General features: G+C 42.0%; 18 protein-coding genes. 9 read left to right on the top strand and 9 right to left on the bottom strand.

Translation table 11 applies throughout. From position 1 onward, the window contains the following. Nucleotides 1-80: 80 nt before the first annotated feature. The 7 genes from IQ274_RS14520 to IQ274_RS14490 form a co-directional block, all read right to left on the bottom strand. Complete coding sequence (locus IQ274_RS14520) at nt 81-1,451, bottom strand: PrsW family glutamic-type intramembrane protease (protein WP_163926860.1); 1,371 nt, start codon at nt 1,449-1,451, stop codon at nt 81-83. A gap of 616 nt (nt 1,452-2,067) precedes the next feature. Continuing rightward, complete coding sequence (locus IQ274_RS14515; RefSeq protein WP_194142666.1) at nt 2,068-2,670, bottom strand: DJ-1/PfpI family protein; 603 nt, start codon at nt 2,668-2,670, stop codon at nt 2,068-2,070. A 213-nt stretch (nt 2,671-2,883) separates the two neighbouring features. After that, nucleotides 2,884-3,336, bottom strand: a complete 453-nt coding sequence (locus IQ274_RS14510; RefSeq protein WP_194142665.1) for a nitrate reductase associated protein — start codon at nt 3,334-3,336, stop codon at nt 2,884-2,886. A 249-nt stretch (nt 3,337-3,585) separates the two neighbouring features. Next, on the bottom strand, nt 3,586-4,044 hold the full coding sequence (locus IQ274_RS14505; protein ID WP_194142664.1) for a phosphate-starvation-inducible PsiE family protein: 459 nt from the start codon (nt 4,042-4,044) through the stop codon (nt 3,586-3,588). 289 nt (nt 4,045-4,333) lie between these two features. Further along, a complete protein-coding gene (locus IQ274_RS14500) occupies nt 4,334-6,616 on the bottom strand; it encodes a molybdopterin oxidoreductase family protein (RefSeq protein ID WP_194142663.1) in 2,283 nt (760 codons plus the stop codon). Between the two features lie 290 nt (nt 6,617-6,906). Next, on the bottom strand, nt 6,907-8,409 hold the full coding sequence (locus tag IQ274_RS14495; RefSeq protein ID WP_194142662.1) for a NarK family nitrate/nitrite MFS transporter: 1,503 nt from the start codon (nt 8,407-8,409) through the stop codon (nt 6,907-6,909). A 221-nt stretch (nt 8,410-8,630) separates the two neighbouring features. Then, nucleotides 8,631-10,244, bottom strand: coding sequence for a ferredoxin--nitrite reductase (locus IQ274_RS14490; RefSeq protein WP_194142661.1), 1,614 nt, complete (start codon nt 10,242-10,244; stop codon nt 8,631-8,633). A gap of 486 nt (nt 10,245-10,730) precedes the next feature. Between IQ274_RS14490 and IQ274_RS14485 the strand changes: the two genes are divergently transcribed. The 9 genes from IQ274_RS14485 (at nt 10,731) to IQ274_RS14445 (ending at nt 19,382) form a co-directional block, all read left to right on the top strand. Then, the gene (locus IQ274_RS14485) at nt 10,731-11,144 is read left to right on the top strand and encodes a ubiquinol-cytochrome c reductase iron-sulfur subunit (RefSeq protein ID WP_194142702.1); all 414 of its coding nucleotides are present in this window, start codon (nt 10,731-10,733) and stop codon (nt 11,142-11,144) included. A 17-nt stretch (nt 11,145-11,161) separates the two neighbouring features. Then, nucleotides 11,162-12,460, top strand: a complete 1,299-nt coding sequence (locus tag IQ274_RS14480) for a HEAT repeat domain-containing protein (RefSeq protein WP_194142701.1) — start codon at nt 11,162-11,164, stop codon at nt 12,458-12,460. Nucleotides 12,461-12,574: 114 nt separating this feature from the next. Further along, nucleotides 12,575-13,177 carry a TetR/AcrR family transcriptional regulator gene (locus tag IQ274_RS14475; RefSeq protein ID WP_163926867.1) on the top strand — a complete coding sequence of 201 codons (603 nt, stop codon included), beginning with the start codon at nt 12,575-12,577 and terminating at the stop codon, nt 13,175-13,177. A gap of 22 nt (nt 13,178-13,199) precedes the next feature. Further along, on the top strand, nt 13,200-14,486 hold the full coding sequence (locus IQ274_RS14470) for an ABC exporter membrane fusion protein (protein WP_163926868.1): 1,287 nt from the start codon (nt 13,200-13,202) through the stop codon (nt 14,484-14,486). A gap of 55 nt (nt 14,487-14,541) precedes the next feature. Then, complete coding sequence (locus IQ274_RS14465; RefSeq protein ID WP_194142660.1) at nt 14,542-14,877, top strand: DUF2834 domain-containing protein; 336 nt, start codon at nt 14,542-14,544, stop codon at nt 14,875-14,877. Between the two features lie 13 nt (nt 14,878-14,890). After that, nucleotides 14,891-16,057 (top strand): ABC transporter permease DevC, encoded by a 1,167-nt coding sequence (gene devC / locus IQ274_RS14460; RefSeq protein WP_194142659.1) that lies wholly within the window; start codon nt 14,891-14,893, stop codon nt 16,055-16,057. Between the two features lie 120 nt (nt 16,058-16,177). Continuing rightward, nucleotides 16,178-16,933 (top strand): DevA family ABC transporter ATP-binding protein, encoded by a 756-nt coding sequence (locus IQ274_RS14455; RefSeq protein WP_194142658.1) that lies wholly within the window; start codon nt 16,178-16,180, stop codon nt 16,931-16,933. Between the two features lie 328 nt (nt 16,934-17,261). After that, complete coding sequence (locus IQ274_RS14450; RefSeq protein WP_163926872.1) at nt 17,262-18,209, top strand: LysR family transcriptional regulator; 948 nt, start codon at nt 17,262-17,264, stop codon at nt 18,207-18,209. A 99-nt stretch (nt 18,210-18,308) separates the two neighbouring features. Continuing rightward, nucleotides 18,309-19,382: an anthranilate phosphoribosyltransferase family protein gene (locus IQ274_RS14445; protein WP_194142657.1), complete on the top strand. Its 1,074-nt coding sequence runs from the start codon at nt 18,309-18,311 to the stop codon at nt 19,380-19,382. 25 nt (nt 19,383-19,407) lie between these two features. Here IQ274_RS14445 and IQ274_RS14440 read toward each other — a convergent pair whose 3' ends face one another. Together IQ274_RS14440 and IQ274_RS14435 are read right to left on the bottom strand one after the other, a co-directional pair. Beyond that, nucleotides 19,408-20,826 (bottom strand): LCP family protein, encoded by a 1,419-nt coding sequence (locus tag IQ274_RS14440; protein ID WP_163926874.1) that lies wholly within the window; start codon nt 20,824-20,826, stop codon nt 19,408-19,410. Nucleotides 20,827-21,112: 286 nt separating this feature from the next. Next, complete coding sequence (locus IQ274_RS14435; RefSeq protein WP_175586470.1) at nt 21,113-21,520, bottom strand: hypothetical protein; 408 nt, start codon at nt 21,518-21,520, stop codon at nt 21,113-21,115. Between the last annotated feature and the right edge of the window lie 32 nt (nt 21,521-21,552).

The raw sequence follows: 21,552 nt of genomic DNA, 5'->3' as shown, positions 1-21,552 counted from the left end.
ACTAGGCCATCTATCCAAAGATATAAATATTCAAATTATTCCCTTGCTCCTCTGCTCCCTGATTCCAGCTTCTTCATCTCTTATTTTGGGCCTAGAAATCGGGTAGCGAAATTTTGCGATCGCGTAGGTGATAGCGCCCGTGCCTTCAGAATTGCCGCCATCAAAAAGGCGTAAGATAACACCCCAACAACTACCAACAGCAAGGCATTAATAGATCCTGTAGCATTCCACAGGGCATGGAGCGCAGCAGCACTAAGATAACCAATAGAAAGAATTTGCCAACTTCTACTGGGCTTGAGAACAGCCAACCCGATAAAATAGCCCAGGTAGCCACTATAAGCCATGTGTCCTGCTACAGAGCCTAAAATTCTCGGAATTAGCAGTTGTAAACCCGCTAATTGACCAGCAGCGCCTATACCTACCTGTTGTGCAATATCGGGCACATATTGTCCAAGAGTTTCCAATAGAGTGAAGCCTACAGCAGAAGCCGTTCCCAGGAGAATACCATCTAGGGGTTCCCAAACGCCGATCTTTTCCCGCCAAGGTGAAGATAACATTCTACCGATGGCAAACGCCCCTAACACAGGTAATGCCTTGAGTAATTCCTCCATCAACCCAGCACCAAAAAACATCCGTACCAGTAACTCTGTAAAGGTGGTAGATTCTTGGGGTGAGGGCAAGTTTCCCGGAAGAATACCGCGAAACACGAAAATAAATACATCCAATAGTGGACTGAGTAAAATCAACGTTGTACTCAATGCCGCAGCCATTAGCACCCACCAAGGCTTTTGTTTACCGCAAAGTTGGTAAACAAAATAGTAGGCAGCGAAGGCGATATAAGTTGCAACGATAATTTGATTAGCTTGGGGCTGACCGACTGTAGCAAACATTAACACTACAAAGATTACGGTCAGTATTCCCGGTACGAGGTAAGCTTTCCGAGTTAAATCTTTACCAGTGGAAATAATGGGGAAAAGCTGAGTGAAGCTAACAGAATCTGGCTGCTTTAATTGCGTGTGACCGTGGTAATTTGTTGCCGAAGGTAATGGTGTAACTTGGTTAACTGTTGTGGCCGGGGCTTGGTAAGTAAATTCGTACTCAAAAACGTATTGCGGGCCATCAGCACCTAGAGAAATGCGATCGCCTGGGTGCAATTCCTGACATTCATACAAGCGTTGTCCATTCAAATAAGTACCATTAGCACTATTTAAATCACAAAGCACCCAGCTGAATTTGCTATCTGGCGATAAAGAGAGGGGACGAACTACTGCATGACGACGAGATACCATCCGGTACATCATGGCATCCAAGACAACTTGGCAGCTGGGGTCGCGTCCAATTACCATCTCTTTGCTGGGGGGCAGCGAGTAGCGAGATTCTGATCCAGAAGCTGCCCCATTACCAGACACTAGCCGCAGAAATGCATTATGTCTTGCGTTTTTGCCTGTCATCGAGTTAGTGTGCGTTTCTAAACTAATTCTTCTTCATATAATTTGGCAGCAGGACTAACCTTAGCCACATTAACAGCAGCATTGCTAAATCCACTATAGCTTCACTTACTGCTAAGAAATTTAAAATTCTAGAAGGGAAATTTCAAATTGTTTCATCTAATGTTAATAAGTATTCCATGTACTGAGAGTTTGTCCTAAATGGGCTTGTCATGCGGATGAATCAGACTATATGGCTTGTCTGCTTTTGACATCCTAGCGGTAAATTTCATCCAAAGCAATTTATCAAAAAACAGTAGTTTTTACTGCATTTAGTTTCATTTAGAAAATATATAATTTCTCGTGGTCTGTTGCGAGCTAGTATGGTCTTCTTCCAAAGGGACACAGAGGCTGCGCCCTAAGCGGAGCTATACCGGAGGCTTTACGGAACGCTCTGCGAACGCAAAGTGTCTTGTAAAGAAGAGAGTTTCTCAATGAGTAACTGGCGGTAGCGAGTAATCGAGCGTCCGTAGGAGTCTCACTTTAAAGGTCAGCTGTTTTTGCCACAGTCTATTTGAAGTAGGGAGTAGGTAAAGAAACTGCCCTGAATATCGCCCCAAAAGATTTTCGGTGTATTGGCTCAAATAACTGTAGCTAGTTGTGGGTGTTCAATCTTAGTTCCAAGTACTATCAGGAATTCTGCCAGCCAACGGGGGTGAGCAGGCCAAGCTGGTGCCGTTACCAAATTACCATCAACTATTGCCTCATCAACAGCGATATCAACATAAATCCCTCCAGCACTCTTGACATCTGGACTACAAGCAGGGTACCCAGTGCATCTCTTCCCTTGCAGTACATCGGCAGTTGCTAATAACTGTAAGCCGTGGCAGATGGCAGCAATCGGTTTTTTCGTTTGGGCAAAGTGACGGGTGATTTCTAGTACCTGCTGATTCAGGCGGATATATTCTGGTGCCCTTCCTCCGGGAATGATTAAGCCATCATAAGTTGCAGCGTCTACTTCCGCGAAAGTAGCATTTAAAGTGAAATTGTGACCGGGTTTTTCACTATAAGTTTGATCTCCTTCAAAGTCATGAACTGCTGTCCGCACCTTGTCACCAGCTTTTTTGTCTGGGCAAACTGCATGGACGGTATGCCCCACCATTTGTAACGCCTGAAAAGGAACCATCACTTCATAGTCTTCTACATAGTCCCCAACCAGCATCAAAAGTTTCTTTGCAGCCATATTTTCTACCCCCACCTATTAGTTAATAGTCAATAGTCTAGAATCAATATTTAGCAGTTGTTTATAAAATAAATATTAATTTAGAGTTGAGTCTATTAGGCGTGAGCAGACGCACAAATTTTTGACACATTACAGCACTCACTCGGCGATAATGTATCATTTGATGATGGCAAGTTAACAAAGTGTAATGCACTGAATACTTTTATTCTGTAATTAAAGCAGATTAAATTCTGCGATCGCTCTCTTAAAATTTTTGCTTTCATGCCCTGGGCGACTGAGTTTAATTAAGGCAAAACGCTGTAAAGGCGTTAAAGCTGCCCAATGTTGCGGTGTCAGGTTTACACCTATTTCTTGAGCTTTTTCCTGGAGGCTAGGTGGTACGGTATTAGAGTCTAGCCATGCAGGATGTGGCTCAATGGGTAATTTTGTAGCTGGTATACCCGTGCGTTCTAGAATTAATTGTTCGATATGTTCGCGGTAAGACTGAATTTCCGTTTCTGTTGTGCAAGGTAAATCGACTAAAGCTTGACGTTCGGCTGTAGTCATTTGATTCCAATCAGACAATTTTAGCTTAATGCCACAAGTATCTAAATTGCAGCGCACCTGCATGGGGATACAACGCAGGGAATCAACAAAGTCTGCTTCAAATTGAAAAAAATCTGTCATAGTCAAGTATTCAAAATTCGATTATTTAAAATTAACGATTTTAAAGTATGGATAATTTTTTAGATTTCATTTACACCAATTAGTAATTAAAAACAATACATAAATAGTGATCGCACACTAATAATTTATCCAAAATGGAGTTTTGGTTGTTCTTAATTATCCCGTATACTCTATATTTTTAGGTGGATTCAGACCAAACTATATCTTCCTAAATATTATACCCGAAAATATCTTAATCAAGCTCTATTGTTAACGAGTATTTCTGTCATTACTGAGCCGAATTATCAAGTAACTAATTGAGAGGGCGAGAATAGCAATTCCTAAACCAATTATATCAATACCTGAAACTTTTTCTAAATCAAGAATGATAATTTTTCTGGCAACAGCAATTAAAGATGTGACAATAACTAATTCAACTTGAAAGACGTGCTTTCGCAAATAAGCTGTGATATTTTCTAAAATTTCTAAAGCAATTAAAATATTCAAAAATAACCCAAATATTTTATACAAGGTTGTGTTAAACTTTGCATAGGGAGCTGTAAATAACTCTTTAAGAATAAAAACTGCTAAGTCTCCGATCGCAACCAAAATTACAACTACCATAAAAATAGATAGAACTTTAGAAACTAGCACTTCAATGTTTTCAATGATGTGCATGAAGTTCTCATCTGTGGTAGCTCCGAGAATTCGCCTCATTAACTTTTTCATTTGCTGCACCTGATTTTTAAATAAAAGAAAATCCCATAGATGAATCTAGAGGATTAAAAAAAGATGATTTGTAAGTTTACTATCTGATTTTTATTCTTTCCCATAGCTTAACTCGACGCTAGTAAAATATCTGTTTACTAGAAATTTAGCCTTTTTATATATAGTAATTGCTATGAGTCAAGAGTAGAGAGCCATAAAAATTTATAATCACTATTAGTTATTTATTATTGACTAAATTACCTATTAGTGATTGATTGTTAATTCCCTCTTTATAAATACACTTTGCAGCTTACCATTGTGATGACTGGAATTGATAATCTTTGACTGTAACTTCTACAAAAATTGGTATCAGCTGCACAGCACAGGCTTTTAATTCTGGTTGCAGCGAATCTGGGCAAGATTCTGGATGGGTGAGGGCGTTAGCTTCGGCATTATCAGCCCACAGTGAACCCCAGTGCATAGGGACAAAAACTGTACCTGGTGCGATCGCTTTTGTCACTTTCGCAGGAAACTGAGCTTTACCACGACGCGATCGCACTTGTACAGATTGGTTATCTACAATACCTAACTTCGCCGCATCACGGGGATGAATTTCGATAAACGGTTCGGGGTGCATTTTGCAAATTTTTTCAATGCGACCGGTGCGTGTCTGGGTGTGCCAATGTCCGTAAAGTCTCCCATTAGTTAGCACAAAAGGATAATCTGGGTCTGGTGGTTCTGCCAATCCCTTTGAGTAATATGCCCCAAATTGAGCGCGTCCATCAGGGGTATGAAAGTGTAAATCAGTGTAGAGTCGTTTTCCCGTTCTGAGTGTATGGTACTTACGCTTCTTCTCGGCTTCTTTTTGAGAGAAAGTTTCTTCTTCTGGTTGAAAACTTAAGAGTCCTGTTTCACTATCAATAAATACTGACTCTCCTTTCTTGGCTGGGTAAGGCCATTGAGTCGGGCCTTGTGTCAATTGTTCATGACTGATACCTGTCATATCGCAGGGGCGATTTTGAGTTAATTGGACGAATTCAGCATAAACTTCAGCCGAGTTAGCAAAGGCGAACTCTTTTTCAAAACCTAATCTCCGTCCAACTTCAGCGAAAATTTCCCAATCTGCTTTAGCTTCTCTTGGCGGTTGGCGGAATGCTTGACACAAAGTTACCACCCGTTCGGAGTTTGTCATCACACCAGTTTTTTCACCCCACTGGGCTGCTGGTAGCAAAACGTGAGCATAGGCAGAGGTTTCTGTGGGATAATAAGCATCTTGGTAAATGGTAAAAGGCGATCGCAACAACGCCTTCTTAGTTCGCTCCAAATCTGGCATACTTACAGCCGGATTAGTAGCTGCAATCCACAATAACCCGACAGCATCATTTTCCAAGCCAGTAATCATATCCCAAGCAGTCAAACCGGGATTGGGTGAAATCTGTCCTGGTTTAAGTCCCCAAAACTGCTCAACTTCTGCCCGATGCTGGGGATTTTTCACTACCCGATAGCCCGGTAATAAATGCGCCAAACCACCGGCTTCCCTTCCTCCCATTGCGTTTGGTTGTCCAGTGAGGGAAAAAGGGCCAGCCCCAGGTTTGCCGATTTGTCCAGTCATCAGATGCAGGTTGATGATAGTTCTTACCTTAGCTGTTCCCTCTGACGATTGATTCACACCCATTGACCACAAAGACAGTACCCGCCGAGATTCACCCCAGTAGCGTGCTGCTGTTTCTAAATCTTCAATACTGATTCCACATTGACGAGCCACGACTTCCGGTGGATAGTGGCGAATCACCTCAGCATAAGCGGGAAAGTTGCTGGTGCAGTCGTCCATGAACATGGTATCAATGTAATTCCAGCGCATCAATAAGTGGGCGATGCCGTTTAACAAATCGATATCTGTACCGGGACGAATGGCTAAATGTAAGTCGGCGGCTTCGGCGGTTGGTGTGCGTCGGGGATCAACCACGATCATTTTGACTTTGCGGTTTTTTTTATGATATTTCTCCAGTCGGTTAAAAACTATGGGGTGACATTCGGCTGTATTAGTACCAATTAAAAATGCACAGTCAGTTAACTCTAGGTCTTCGTAACAACATGGGGGGCCATCTGCGCCAAAGCTTTGAATGTAGCCAGCCACAGCACTAGACATACATAAACGTGAGTTGGCATCAAAATTATTAGTACCCAGACAGCCTTTCATGAGCTTCTGGGCTATGTAGTAGTCCTCGGTTTGAAACTGACCAGAACCGTACATACATAAGGCTTCTGTCCCCTGGGTGAAGCGGACTGTTTGAATGCGCTGCGTGATGAGATTAAAAGCTTCATCCCAACTAACGCGCCGAAACTCTTGATCTAAAGAGTCTCGCATCATTGGGTAATGTAATCTATTTTTATCTAAAGATTCTGCGATCGTTGCGCCTTTGACACAAACCATTCCTTGACTAGATGGATGGGCTTTATCGCCGCGCACCCGCCAAGTCGGATTTCCTTCACTATCTCGATTAGTTGCTTTGCCAAGTTGGGCTGGGGGTGAAACTTCTAGTCCACAACCAACACCACAGTAAGGACAAAGAGTTTTGGTAAATTCACTCATGGCAGTTGTACCATTTTGTTATTTTGATTGTGCAACCTCAGATTTAGCGACTGTTTGAGAAATGTTAGGGAGTAAAGAATAGTGTAGAAATTATTCTTTAAGCACTTTACTCTGTGTCCTCTGCGTCTCTGCGGTTCAAAAGTAATTTATTTAACCACAGAGGCGCAGAGAGCGCTGAGAAAAAACAATCTTATTTTACGAGTCACCTTGAAGCGGGTAGTCAAGAAATTTCATGAGTTGCACTCACAAGAAAAAATGAAAATCTCTCTTACAATGTCCAATGCAGAAGTCTATTTTTCCGCTATAAAGGTAGGGTTTTGAGTGGCAGTTTCTGGTAATTCACCTTCATAAGCTGCGGCAAAGGAACCTTTTGGTTCTTTGAGGAAGAAAGCACACATAAAAGCACAGATTAGTGCAGCTATACCCATTGTGGTAAATAGTGTGGGAGCGTCGGTTAGGCTAAAAATTGTTAGGTAAACTACGCCGCCAAAATTACCGTAAGCTCCCACATTACCGGCAATTTGTCCAGTGGCTTCCTTTTTAATTAAGGGTACGATACTGTAAGTTGCACCGCAGCCAGCTTGAGCAAAGTAAGCGGCAAACATTGTAACTGCGATCGCTAGCGGAATTGGCCAGTTACCATTAATAAAATGTGCAATCAAATAACTAACACCGATGCCAGCACTAATAATTGTCATTGTCCATTTGCGGGAGCTAAATTTATCAGAAATTAAGCCACCACTAGGACGAGAAACCAAATTCAAAAAGGGATAGGTAGCAGCAATCATCCCAGCGACAACATGCTCTAGAGCAAAAGTTTTTTCAAAGAATGCTGGGAGCATAGAAACAACTGCTAATTCGCTGCCAAAGTTAGTTATGTAAGTAAATTCGAGTAAAGCTACTTGACCAAATTGGAAGCGTTCAGATGCAGGGTAAGTTTTCTTGCCAGTGAGAAGTTCTCGGTTTACTTGCCAAGCTTTATAACTTTGGTAAGCAAACAATCCTGCTAATAGTAACCAAGCCAAATACATTTGGCTCAAAGTTAGGAAGTGAATGTTCTTTTGTTCTAAGCGCCAAGCTAATAAACCTAAAGCGAAAATCAAACCAAAATTCGAGACAATCATCGCCCAGAAGCTTTTAACACTAGTCACTTCTAAAGAACCATTTTTCTTCGGTTTCTTGTAGACTTTACCAGTGGGTGTATCTTGGACGTTGTTGTAATAAATTACGCCGTAGATAGCTGTAATGATCCCTGTAAGTGCGATCGCAAATCGCCAGTTAGAAGCACCACCAGCGAAAAAGCTAGTAGAAACTGCAAGTATCGGTAAGGCAAACTCTGCACCAAAAGCCCCAAAATTACCCCAACCGCCATAAATGCCTTGAGCAATTCCCATCTCCTTCGGCTGGAACCATTCCCCTACCATACGGATACCGACAACAAACCCAGAGCCGACAATTCCCATCAGCAAACGACTGATAACTAGTTGATTAAAATCTTGCGCTAGTGCCGTTGCTAAACAAGGAACAGCCGCAAACATCAGCAAGATTGAGTAGGTGATTCTGGGACCAAAACGATCCAGAAGCATCCCAATAATTAGCCGTGCAGGTATTGTGAGAGCAAGGTTACAGATACCCAAAGTTTTGATTTGCTCAGGCGCTAAACTTAGCTCTTTGCCAATGGTTGTAGCGAAGGGAGCAAAATTAAACCAACAGACAAAGGTAAGAAAGAAAGCAAACCAAGTTTGATGTAAAATTCGGTAGCGATCGCTAAATGAAAATAAGTTTTTAAGCATTCCAATCTTTCTAATTGAATAAACTACGGTGAAGAGGTAGGAGAAGATAAGGCTTTAAGGTCGAACCTTAAGTCTTTAAGGTCGAAGGTTAAGTCTTTAAGGTCGAAGCTTAAGCCTTAAAGTTCGAAGGTTAAGCCTTAAAGGTCGAAGCTTAAGTCTTTAAGTTTGAAGGTTAAGTCTTTAAGGTCGAAGGTTAAGTCTTTAAGGTCGAAGTTTAAGTCTTAAAGTTTGCAGTTACTAACTAGTAAGGCTTCTTGCTTGAGTTTCGCCCCAAAGTTTTCGATTAGTAAATTTTGCAATAGTGGTTGCAAGTCTTCGCAGGGTATGCCTTTGATAACGCAAGTTCCTAAATGAGCGTCTTTGCCGACTTTACCGCCCATATATATGTCAACACCTTCGAGGGTTTTGCCATTTTTACGAGTTTTAGTTCCCATCAAGCCGATGTCTGCAACTTGGGGCTGGCCGCAAGAGTTAGGGCAACCTGTCCAGTGAATTCGGACTGGATTGGTAAAGATTAACTCTTCTTCTAAGGCTTTAATCATTTCCAGGGCGCGGTTTTTGGTTTCGATGAGGGCGAAGTTGCAAAATTGTGCGCCTGTGCAAGATACTAGCGATCGCGCCAGTAAACCTGGATCAATAGAAAACCTTTCTAGTAATGGTTCTGTTAAAAATGTTGCTAACCGTGAGTCAGAAATATTGGGGATGACGATGTTTTGCTCAACGGTAAAGCGGATTTCACTACTGCCAAAAACTTCCGCTAGACGAGCAATTTCAAACATATCTTCGGCATAAAGACGACCGACAGGAATATTTAAGCCTGCGTAATTTAATCCCGGTTGTTTTTGTTTATATACCCCAATATGGTCACGTTTTTCCCAGTCGATCTCGTCTTTTGCGGCTGCGGGTAATAATGATTTACCCAAACGGCTTTCTACTTCTGCTCGAAATTTATCTACACCCCATTCATCAATTAGCCACATCAAGCGGGATTTTTGCCGATTAGCACGCGGCCCGTTGTCACGAAAGACTTCCAAAACTGCTCTACATACAGCTACCACATCTTCTGGAACTACCCAAGCATTTAGAGGAATCGCCGCCTCACAACGTTTAGCTGAGAAAAAGCCACCGACGAGGATGTTAAAACCAAATATTGGGGACTCGGAAGATTTTTCCCCAGTCCCTAGTCCCCAGTCCCCAGTCCCTTCCTTAAATGCTGGAACAAAAGCTAAATCGTTAATTTCAGCGTGAACTGAATTGTCTCTTCCACCTGCGATCGCAATGTTAAATTTCCGTGGTAAGTTGCTAAACTCTGGGTTTCCTTCACCGTTGTTGGTGAGCATATCTTGAATTTGCTGTATCAACTCTCTTGTATCGTACAACTCATCAGCATCCAACCCCGCCACCGGATCGCCTGTAATATTGCGGATGTTATCCATCCCTGATTGGATAGTGGTTAAACCAACTGCGTGAAATCTATTAAAGATATCTGGTAAATCTTCAATTCTGATTCCCCGTAATTGGATATTCTGTCTGGTGGTAATATCGGCGCACCCATCATCTCCGTAACGCTGCACCACTTGGGCTAAAACACTCATCTGACTGCTGGTGAGAATACCATTAGGCATCCGTAACCGCATCATAAACTTGCCTGGGGTAACAGGGCGGAAAAACACGCCTACCCACTTGAGGCGATGATCGCGATCTGTTTCGTCCATTGCTTCCCAGCCCAAGGCGGCAAATTTCTCTATCTCATCCCTGATGGCGAGTCCATCTTTTTGCGCCTTGAATTTCTCGAATTTATTGAGGCTGGTAGTCGTAGTTGTTGTGTCTGTCATGAGGCTGACTCTCGTGAGAATTTTTGCTGCTAATTGCCCAATATCAATCAACCCGTAGTTCCATTAGGTGGTACATCTACGAGGTTTAGGGAATAAAGACTTAATATTTGATTACGGCTGATTATTGTTACTTAAAAGCATTTCAACGTGAAACTTCAAATCCGTGGTTAGTCAAGAAAAACTTGTCTCCATTTGCATCTGTAAAATTTGTCAAGCAGGTTTAGATAATGTTCATGTAACAATTTCGATACTCATAACTTAATGCGAGATTTCTGTTAAAATCGTATAAATTGTTACGATTTTTTAGTAAAATTGCTGAAAAAGGATACGTAATATGCATTTTTTGCATCACAGTCAGCCAATGAGCTACACAAACCGCTTGATGAAGAGGGTTTGAGATGACTGAAGGGATTTTGGATTGCCATAGACTAATTCAAAATCGAGGTGGCAGATGTTAGCGAAAACTTAGATATTATTTCAGCAACTATGAAACGTCGTGATTTTATTAATTGGGTAGGTTTGGGTTTGATAGCGAGTTCTCTACCTGTAGCGATCGCAGCTTGTTCTTCTCAAACACCTTCTGCAACTGGGGATTGGCAAACAGTAGGAACTTCCGCAGAATTAGATAAAACTGGTCAATTACTGGCTAAAAACTCATCTGCTGGGCCTGTGTTGGTAGTCGGCACATCTAAAGGCGCAAATCTAACAGCTGTCAACCCTACCTGTACTCACGCAGGTTGTACCGTCGCATGGAAAGCTGAGGCAAAAAAATTCGCTTGTCCCTGTCATGGTTCAGAATATGGGGTTGATGGTAAGGTGCTAAAAGGCCCAGCGACAGAAGCGCTTAAAACTTACGCCGCCAAAATTGAAGGTAATTCAGTTGTAGTCAAGCCCACTTAAACAATACAATTCAGAGTATCGTGAGTAATATCAACCAGCTTTTGGTGCAAGCCCAGACAGCATATAATGCAGCTGATTGGTCATCACTGATTCAATATTTACAACAATTAATTTTAGGGTCAGACTCACAACATCCAGAGGTAGTTAAAAATCGAGAATATCTGCTGACATTAGCAATTTCAATGTTAGAGATGGGAGATTTTCAACAACGCTGGGAAATCACCAAAGTTTTGACTCACTTGGGAAATATTGCTATCCCACCACTCATTGACATCTTAAAAGATGAAGATGCAGAGGAAGAATTACGCTGGTATGCAGCGCGAACCTTGGGCGAATTTCAGCACCCAGAAGCGATCGCACCCTTAGTTGAATTGTTGAAAACTGATGAGGATGAAGAACTCAAAGCGATCGCAGCTACAGCACTAGGGCAAATGGGTAATGTTGCTATTACTTCACTAACTGAACTTCTATTAGAGGAAGATACACGACTTTTAGCAGTGCGATCGCTTTCCTGTATTCCCCAAACAGAAACCATTGCACCGCTATTGAGTGTAGTACAAGATTCACAAGCCACAATCCGCACTGCTGCAATTGAAGCCCTCAGCAGTTTTCACGACGAACGTATACCACCAATTTTGTTAAACGCTTTAAATGATATTGCTGCTACAGTTAGGCGTGCAGCAGTGCTTGGTTTAGGTTTTCGCCCCGATTTGCGCGAAGCATTAGATTTGGTCACAAGACTGCAACCCAAGCTTTACGACTTTAACCTTGATGTTTGTTGTGCAGCCGCAGTTTCCCTTTCTCGGATGGGTTGTAATGACGCTGCAAAACATTTATTTGATTTGTTGATTTCACCTCAAACACCAACAAAGCTGCAATTAGAAACCATCCGCGCTTTAAGTTGGGTGGGGACACCATCTAGTTTGGAATATTTGCAAACAGCATTTAATCAAATCACTTCAGAGACACTTTGGCAAGAAATTGTCACCGTTTTGGGGCGAGTCCAAAAGTCGCAAACTACACAAGCCGCAGAAATATTATTGCAAATACTGCAATCGCAGCACCCAGCCACAGAGATTGTCAACATCAAAAGTGCGATCGCTTTATCTTTAGGACAGTTAGGCGAAATACAAGCAATTGAACCATTGATTTCACTGTTAGCTGATTCTAATGTATCAGTGAGACTACACGCGATCGCAGCACTCAAAAATTTGGATGGGGAAGTTGCACATCAAAAATTGCAGCAGTTAGCCAATAATGCTGCACTCACACCAGATTTGCAACAAGGAATAGCGATCGCTTTAGCTGAGTGGTAATTTCCCTCAATCTTCCGATATTTTGTATTTCACTCAAGCGAGAACCTCTGTAGCTAAACTGCAAAAGTATAGTATTATAAAATATAACGAGCGTTCGATATAAAAAAATGAGTCATGCCTAAGATTGTTGACCATGAGCAATACCGTAAAGAACTGCTTGACAAGTGCTTTGATTTATTTGCCCAAAAAGGCTATGGTTCCATTACTATGCGCCAAATCGCTGAAGGATTAAGGGTTTCTACTGGTACGTTGTACCACTATTTTCCTAGCAAACAAGCTTTATTTGAGCAATTGGCCCAAGAAATATGTGAGCAAGATTTAAGTGCAGCGTTGGCTGAATTAGAAGGAGCGCAAACCTTACAAGCGGCAATGGAAGCACTAGGCAGGTATCTAGTGAAAAACGAAGATTACTTCATTAAATGGACTTATATTTGGATTGATTTTTGTCAACATCAAGACTCTAAAGAAATGTTGAGTAATAGTGTTTTTAAGCGGACTAACCAGCGTTATCAGCAGGCAGCCTGCGATTTTTTAGGTATTCAAGATCCGGTATTGGCTTCCTTTGTCTTGAGCTTTGTCAACGGTTTAATTTTGGAGAAGTTATGGGGTGATGAAACAATTGATTTTATTGAACAATGTACATTGTTAGGCAAAATGCTCACGGCATATTTGCCGCAAGAGTTAGGAGTTAGAAATAAAACAGATTTTGAGAGTTAGATTTTTTAGGAGAGTAAAAGAGATGGTTTTGTCAAAAAAATCTTCTAATAATAAAGGGTTAATTGCATTAGTAATTGTAGCTACTTTGATTACAGGTGGAATTGTTGTTTATGGAATTTCTCGGTCTGGGTTAGTTGGTCAAACAGAGAAATCTGAGCCAGTAGAAACCATGCCCAAAATTCAAAAAGTGGCTGCATTAGGACGACTCGAACCCGAAGCTGAGGTAATTAGCTTGTTTGCGCCCTTGGCATTGGATGGCGATCGCATTGCCAAAATTTTAGTCAAAGAAGGCGATCGCGTTCAAGCCGGACAGTTGGTAGCAATTTTAGATGCCCGCGATCGTTTACAAACTGCTGTATTACAAGCCCAACAACAAGTTAGAGTTGCTCAAGCTAAACTCGCTCAAGTGCAAGCTGGAGCAAAAGTAGGAGAAATTAACGCCCAGCAAGCCAGTGTTGAACGACTTCAGGCTCAATCCCAAGGAGACAAAACAGCGCAGCAGGAAGCGATATTCCGCATAGAGGCACAGTGGGAAGGCGACAGAATCGCGCAAGAGGCAACAATTAAGAAGCTAGAGGCAGAACTGAAAAATGCCGAAGCTGAATATCAACGTTATCAGCAGCTATATTCTCAAGGTGCAGTTTCTAATTCTTTGTATGACAGCAAAGGCTTGACTGTAGAAACTGCTAAACAACAAGTAGACGAAGCCAAAGCAGTTCTCAACCGGATTAATACTACTGCTAGCAAACAATTATCTGAAGCTAAAGCAGCACTCGCCCGCACTAATGCCACTGGTAGCAAGCAAGTTAGTGAAGCCAAAGCCACGCTTACCAGTATTGCAGAAGTTCGCCCTGTAGATGTAGCCGCAGCTAAGACAGAAGTTGAAAATGCGATCGCTACACTCAAACATGCCCAAACTGAATTGGCGGGTGCTTACATCAAAGCACCAATGGCGGGACAGATCATCAAAATTCATACGCGAGTCGGAGAAAAAATTAGTACTTCTGGCATTGCAGACTTAGCGCAAACAAACCAGATGATGGCAGTGGCAGAAGTTTATCAAACCGACATCGGTAAAGTGAAACTAGGACAACAGGCAGTGATTAGCAGTCAGGCGTTTGTCGGTGAACTGCGAGGAACCGTTGCCCAAATTGGCTTGCAGGTAAATAGACAAAACGTTTTCAGCAACCAGCCAGGGGAAAACCTTGATAGCCGAGTAGTTGAGGTGAAAATTCGCCTCAGTCCTGAAAACAGCAAGCGAGTTGCAGGTTTCACTAATTTACAGGTACAGACAGCAATTGAAATATAGAGTTGTTATTCGCTATCTCGTGTATTTCAGCATTTTTTAGAGGGTGAATTAAATCATGATTAAAGTCATATACCTTTTGCTTTGTGTACTTGGCTTCGTTCTACCTTACTCCCAATTTGTTCCATTCATCTTAGAGCATGGTCTTGATATAAGGCTGTTTTTTGAACAACTTTTTGCGAACAAAATTTCTGGGTTTTTTGGCATGGATGTTATTGTTTCATCGCTAGTCTTGTGGACATTTGTATTTTGGGAAGGGACACGTCTAAAAATGCAAAATCTCTGGGTTTATATTGCTTGTAACCTTTTGGTTGGTGTGTCTTTAGGTCTTCCCTTATTTCTTTTCATGCGAGAGCGCCAGCTTAAGCAGCAAGCTGAAACATTGGATTATTAAGGTTTTTTTGAATATGTTTTCTAAACTATTTCGCAAAACGCCGCTAGCATGGCGGCAGTTAATGAAAGAAAAAAACCGTCTGGCTATTGCAGTCGCAGGTATTGCCTTTGCCGATATACTTATGTTTATCCAGTTAGGATTTGAAAGTGCGCTTTTTGATGCTGCGGTGAAACCTCATCGCAATTTACAAGCAGATTTAGTTTTAATTAATCCCCAATTTCAAACTTTATTTTCTGTAAAAAATTTCTCCAGAGAGCGACTATATCAAACATTAGGTTATGAAGGTGTTCAGTCAGTTAATTCTGTCTACATCAGCACTGGACAGTGGCGAAATCCTGAAACACGTCTTGAGCGTGCCATTTTGGTTTGGGGTGTTGATCCAACACAATCACCATTCAAATCACCTGAAATCAAACAAAATCAGGATCAACTTAAACAGTTGTATCAAGTTATCTTTGACCAGGCAGGTCGCCCAGAATACGGTGCAGTTGCTGATATTTGGAAGAAAACAGGCAAATTTGACACGGAACTGAATAGTAAAGCCGTCTTTGTTAAAGGCTTGTTTACTGATGGTGCTTCTTTTGCTGCCGATGGTAATGTGATCACCAGTGATTCGACTTTTCTCCAGTTATTTCCAGAACGTAAACCCGATCGCATCGAAGTTGGGTTAATCACGCTTAAACCAAATGCAGATCCAGAAAAAGTGCGATCGCAACTTGTCAATGGACTACCTAAAGATGTCAGAGTCCTAACTCCAGAAGAGTTTGCCAAGGTGGAGAGAACTTACTGGGAAGCCGGTACTGGCATTGGTTTTATTTTCGGTTTGGGTACAGCAGTCGGGTTTATCGTTGGCATCGTGATTGTCTATCAAATCCTTTACTCTGATGTTTCTGATCACTTGCCAGAATACGCCACCCTCAAAGCAATGGGATACACCGATAACTATCTTTTGGGAGTTCTAATTCAAGAAGCATTGTTATTGGCTATATTAGGTTTTCTGCCTGGATTCATTCTTTCTTTTGGGTTGTATCAAGTCACTTATGCAGCGACAATGCTTCCTATTTTCATGAAAATGGAACGGGCGATCCAGGTTTGGATTTTGACCGTGATTATGTGTAGTGTTTCTGGTGCGATCGCAATACGGAAGTTACGATCTGCTGATCCTGCTGATGTTTTTTAGACGCGATGAATTATGTCTCTATAGAATAAGGCACGATGAATTATGTCTCTATAGAAGAAGACGCAATGAATCGCGTCTCTACAAGAATTATTTTTTCTACCCAATGCTTTATAAAATCCTATGTTACAAAAATCTTTACCAGAAAATTCCAACTCAACACTTTCTACTTTAGAATCTGTAATTTCTGTTAGTAACCTCAACCACTATTTTGGTGAAGGTGGGCTTCGTAAACAAGTATTATTTGATATTAATTTGGAGATTAATGCAGGGGAAATTGTCATTATGACTGGCCCCTCTGGATCGGGGAAAACTACCTTGTTAACCTTAATGGGTGGATTACGTTCTGCCCAAGAAGGTAGTCTCAAAATCTTAGGAGAGGAAATTTGTGATGCCAAAAAGCATCAGTTAACTAAGCTGCGCCGCAAAATTGGTTATATTTTCCAGGCTCATAACCTGATGACTTTTTTGACAGCTAGAGAAAATGTCCGAATGTCTTTAGAGTTGCATAATGATTTTCTCAATCAGGATATCAACGCCAAAGCGATCGCCATTTTGGAAACTGTCGGTTTAGCAGATCGTGTCGATTACTACCCAGAGAAACTATCTGGAGGGCAAAAGCAACGGGTAGCAATCGCTCGTGCTTTAGTTAGCCACCCTAAGATTGTCTTAGCAGATGAACCTACTGCTGCACTCGACAAAAAATCTGGGCGCGATGTTGTAGAAATAATGCAGAAGCTAGCCAAAGAACAAGGCTGCACGATTTTGCTAGTTACCCACGACAACCGCATCCTCGATATTGCCGATCGCATCATTTATATGGAAGATGGGCAACTGAAGGACTATGACGCAGATTCTACCGCAACGCCAGCAGCCTAATACCAATTCACAATTCGCAATGGGCTAACGCAATTCGCAATCAAAAAACTTAGATGCAGCAAGGCTTTCAGGGTTTACATCTCCATCAAATTTTTCGTGAAATGGTATAACACTGCGCTTTAGCAGACAGAATAGAAATAGTCAGTTCTTTTTTGGCGATATTTATCAAAAAAATCCGTGGAAAGCGGATAATTGACGAAAAAGGCAGTAAAAGCTGATTTACCCAAATGTAAAGCAGAGAAAAATTACTGTAACAAACTATACTAAATTTTGGTTAAAAAGCCGTTAACTTAATGAAACAGATAAATGTAATTCAGGCTACATAAAAATGCGCCTAGAGCAGTTGCAAGCCTTTCTAGCGATCGCACAAACCGGCAGCTTTCAACAAGCAGCGCGAACATCTGGTGTTACCCAATCGACGATTAGTCGCCAAATCCAGGCATTAGAAGCAGATTTGGGTGTAGAACTTTTTCATAGAACTACTCACGCCAAATTAACGCTAGGAGGTGAATGTTTACTACCCCGTGTCCGTAAAATTTGCCAAGAATGGGAGACAGCTACACAAGAATTAGCTGATTTAATCGCCGGAAAGCAACCAGAACTTTGCATTGCCGTGATTCACTCATTATGTGGATCTTACTTACCACCAGTGTTGCAAAAATTTTGTCATGCTTATCCAGATGTGCAATTGCGGGTGACTTCATTAGGAAGCGATCGCGCCCTGAAAGTCCTCAAAGATGGATTGGTAGATTTAGCAATTGTGATGAATAATCGCTTTTTAACCACTGCTAGGGAAATGGTGGTAGAAGTACTTTATGATGAACCGATAGAAGTTCTCACCGCAGCTAATCATCCCCTGGCACAATATGAATGTGTCCCTTGGTCGGAGCTAATTCTTTATCCCCAAGTGGTTTTTAAAGATGGTTATGGGATGCAGCGCTTAATACAAGATAGATTTGAGCGAATGGAAGCTACACTCCAGGCGGCTTTAGAGGTAAATACCCTAGATGCCTTTCGAGGAGTGGTGCGCCAAGGAGAATTAATCGCTTTGCTACCTCAATCAGCATTACTGGAAGCACGTCTTGACCCTACTTTAGCGGTTCGTTCCTTAGAGAACAATAATATTAGTGCTTTAACAGATGGTTCAAGTTTGACTCGGCGGGTAGTTATGGTGACAACTCAAGACCGACTACAAATTCCCCCCATTAAGTACTTTTGGCAACTCGTGCGGGAAAATATCCCATTACAAATTGACCAGCAGCGATCGGCTTCTTGAGTGTCATTATTTATTAGTCATTAGTTATTAGTCATTGGTCATTAGTCATTTTCAGAAAGGACAATGGACAAATGACAGTAGACAAAGGACAAAGGACAAATGAGCAATGTATTTAGGGAATTACTGAAAAAAGTAGGTAGCGGAAACCACACAGGGGAAAATTTAACTCGCGCTGAAGCAGCCAGCGCTACTAAAATGATGCTGCTGGGTGAAGCGACACCAGCCCAAATTGGAGCGTTTTTGATTGCTCATCGAATCAAACGTCCTACAGGGGAAGAGTTAGCAGGAATGTTGGATGCTTATGATGAATTGGGGCCAAAGCTGCAACCATTCGACTCTGGCCGAACTGCGATCACTCTTGGCATCCCTTATGATGGCAGAACCCGTACAGCACCAATTAGTCCGGTAACAGCTTTAATCCTCGCCGCAGTTGGACAACCAGTCATAATGCACGGAGGCGATCGCCTGCCAACAAAGTACGGCTTACCCCTAATAGATATTTGGCAAGGTTTAGGAGTCGATTGGACTAACCTACCACTGGCAGAAACCCAGCAAGTTTTTGAGCAAACGGGAATCGGCTTTATTTATTTACCACAGCATTTTCCCTTAATTACAAGTATTTGGGAATACCGCGATCAACTTGGCAAACGTCCGCCCTTGGCGACAATGGAGCTAATTTGGTGTCCTTATGCTGGTGATGCTCATGTCATTGCTGGATTTGTGCATCCGCCGACAGAAGGGATGTTTAAGATAGCTCTAGGGCTGCGGGGCGTAACGAAATTTACATTAGTAAAAGGACTGGAAGGTAGTTGCGACTTACCGCGCGATCGCACTGCAATTATCAGCTTATCTCCATCCATAGCATCCCAAGAGGTAGAACGATTGCACCTCGTACCGCGTGATTACGGCTTTACTACCAAGAACGTACCCCTTGGAACTACTGAAGAATTGGTGGCGGATATTCAGGATATTTTAGCAGGTAAACCAGGTGAACTAATGCAAACAGCCTTGTGGAATGGTGGATTTTACTTATGGCGGAGTGGTATTTGTTCAGATATGCCAGAGGGTTTAGCTAAAGCAGAGGAATTATTAACCAATGGTGCAGTAGCAGCTAAACTCCAAGAACTCAGCCAAACAGTAAATTCTCTCTCAGCAGCATTTGTGCCAGTGTAATTAATTACGAATTACGAATTACGAATTATTTACTCAGCGACTTCTCCAAAATAGATTTTTGTTGCAACCAATCTTGACCTACTTGAATACTGACATCCGAGCCAAGGTTGCCAGTACTTTCCACACGCACTTCGCCAAATCCCAAAGTTTCACGAATTGATTCGGCGCTGTCACCATCTCCTTGCTGGGCGACAATATGAGTTACCTCTAGAGGTTCACCCCATGCCTTAGCTATATAAATGTTGCGATATCCAGATTTTTCCAAGGCTCTAATTAATGGTTGGAGATTAGAGCGATCGCCACCTGTACTATCTTGAATTGCTACACGCAAAGAGCGTGGATCAGCCATCTGCTGTTCTTGTTCTGATTCCAAGCCAAAATGTTGAGCCATCAGTTTAGCAATACCATTTTTACTGGGCAACCAATAGCTAGCATCAAACTCATTTTTTTCGCTAAAGCGACCTGGCAGCATTAACATTTGCATATTAGAGCGATTTGTCCGCACGCCAAAACCCATTAGCGCCACTAACTCTTCAACCGTCAAATTAGTATCGATGTGGTCTTTAACTACATCCAAAACTTTAGGTAATTGAGCAACAGTAGCTGGGTTGAGTGTTTGATCCATCAAAGCCCGCATGACCATTTGCTGGCGTTGAATTCGACCAATATCACCAAGTTCGTCATGGCGAAACCGCAGCAATTGCAGTGTTTGTTCGCCGTTGAGATGCTGCTTACCCGCCTTCAAATTGATGTACAAATGCTGAGAATCATCTTGGTACTTCATATCTTTGGGGACGTAGACTGTTACGCCTCCTAAAGCATCAATCAGCTTGGCAACTCCCAGAACGTTAATTCGCACATAGCGATCAATTCCCGCCCCACCTAAGAGATTACTGACGGTTCTGGCAGTTAAAGCTGGCCCACCATCAACATTAGCAGCATTAATTTTTTTCACTCCATACCCCTCTATTTCTGTGCGGGTATCTCTGGGAATGGAGAGCATAATTATTTTTTTCGTCTCTGGATCAAATTTGACCAAGAGCATCACATCAGAAAGACCATCAAAGGAGTTTACCTGGGGCAGGTATTTGAGGTTTTTGGTGTCTTCAGGGGGATTTTGGACATCTGGAGGGAGTACACTCATACCCATAACTAAGAGATTAACTGGGCGAGTTAATTGTGAAAATCGCATCACACCCCCAGAAATGCGATCGCCATCAAAGGCCGCTTCTTCCTGTGGACTTAGCTGGGCTTGTTGCAAAGGTGTACTGGTTAAAGACACCGCCAAAAGAGCCCCTGCTGTTGCTGACACCATTGCAATCCCACTCATCCCTACCCAAAACCACAGCCAACGTCCAGATTTCGAGTTCTGAGAAATTTTTTTATTGGACTTTGAGGCTTTTCCCGACTGATTTTCTTCCGCCGAACTTCTTTGAATGGTCACAGACTTCCTCACACTTACTCAATAATCAAATTTGGTAAATTTGCAGACTAAAAATATCCAAACAAATCAACCCATAATAGCTAACTCTTAATTATCAGTGCTAACTTTTTTAATGTAGTGTCAACCACAACACTTATAGCAGCATTTTTTCTGCTTTTGGGTCAACCTAGAGATGTTTTACTGAAGTATGGCAATAATAAACTGGATTTGACTAGATATATAGAGAAATCAACCATAATTTTTTAGGAAATAGGTAAAACTACTGAATAATTCTCATCCTAAAAAATTAAGATAAGTACTTACTAAACAATCGTTCTGCTAAAGTACTAAAGCCTGGTAAACGTCCAGATTTGCCCTGCATTAAGCGCAAAATCAACCAGACACTCACTATAAAATAACCCGACGTGAGAAAACTATTCAGGATAAATAGACGTAGCGAAAAAAAATCTGAAGTTGTGGCTCCGGTACTTAATAATAAATATCCCAACAGCCAAGTAAGTGCCAAAGTGATAGACAGACGGCTAACAGCAAGTTGTTCCCGGCTGGCCTGCCCCCGATAGAGAGTCCACAAAGATGGAAAAAAGCCGATAATCGGAATCAAATATAAAAACAACTGGGTTTTGGGGATTGGGCATGGGGCATTGGGGAGACCGTGCGGTCTTGGGGTTTCCCCTAGTGGAGCAACTGCCGTCATGGGGCATTGGGCATTATTATTCTCCACCTGCT

Origin of the sequence: Nostoc sp. LEGE 12447, from assembly GCF_015206985.1 — a bacterium.
Lineage (GTDB): Bacteria > Cyanobacteriota > Cyanobacteriia > Cyanobacteriales > Nostocaceae > Nostoc.
This window is presented reverse-complemented; position numbering and strand designations above follow the sequence as displayed.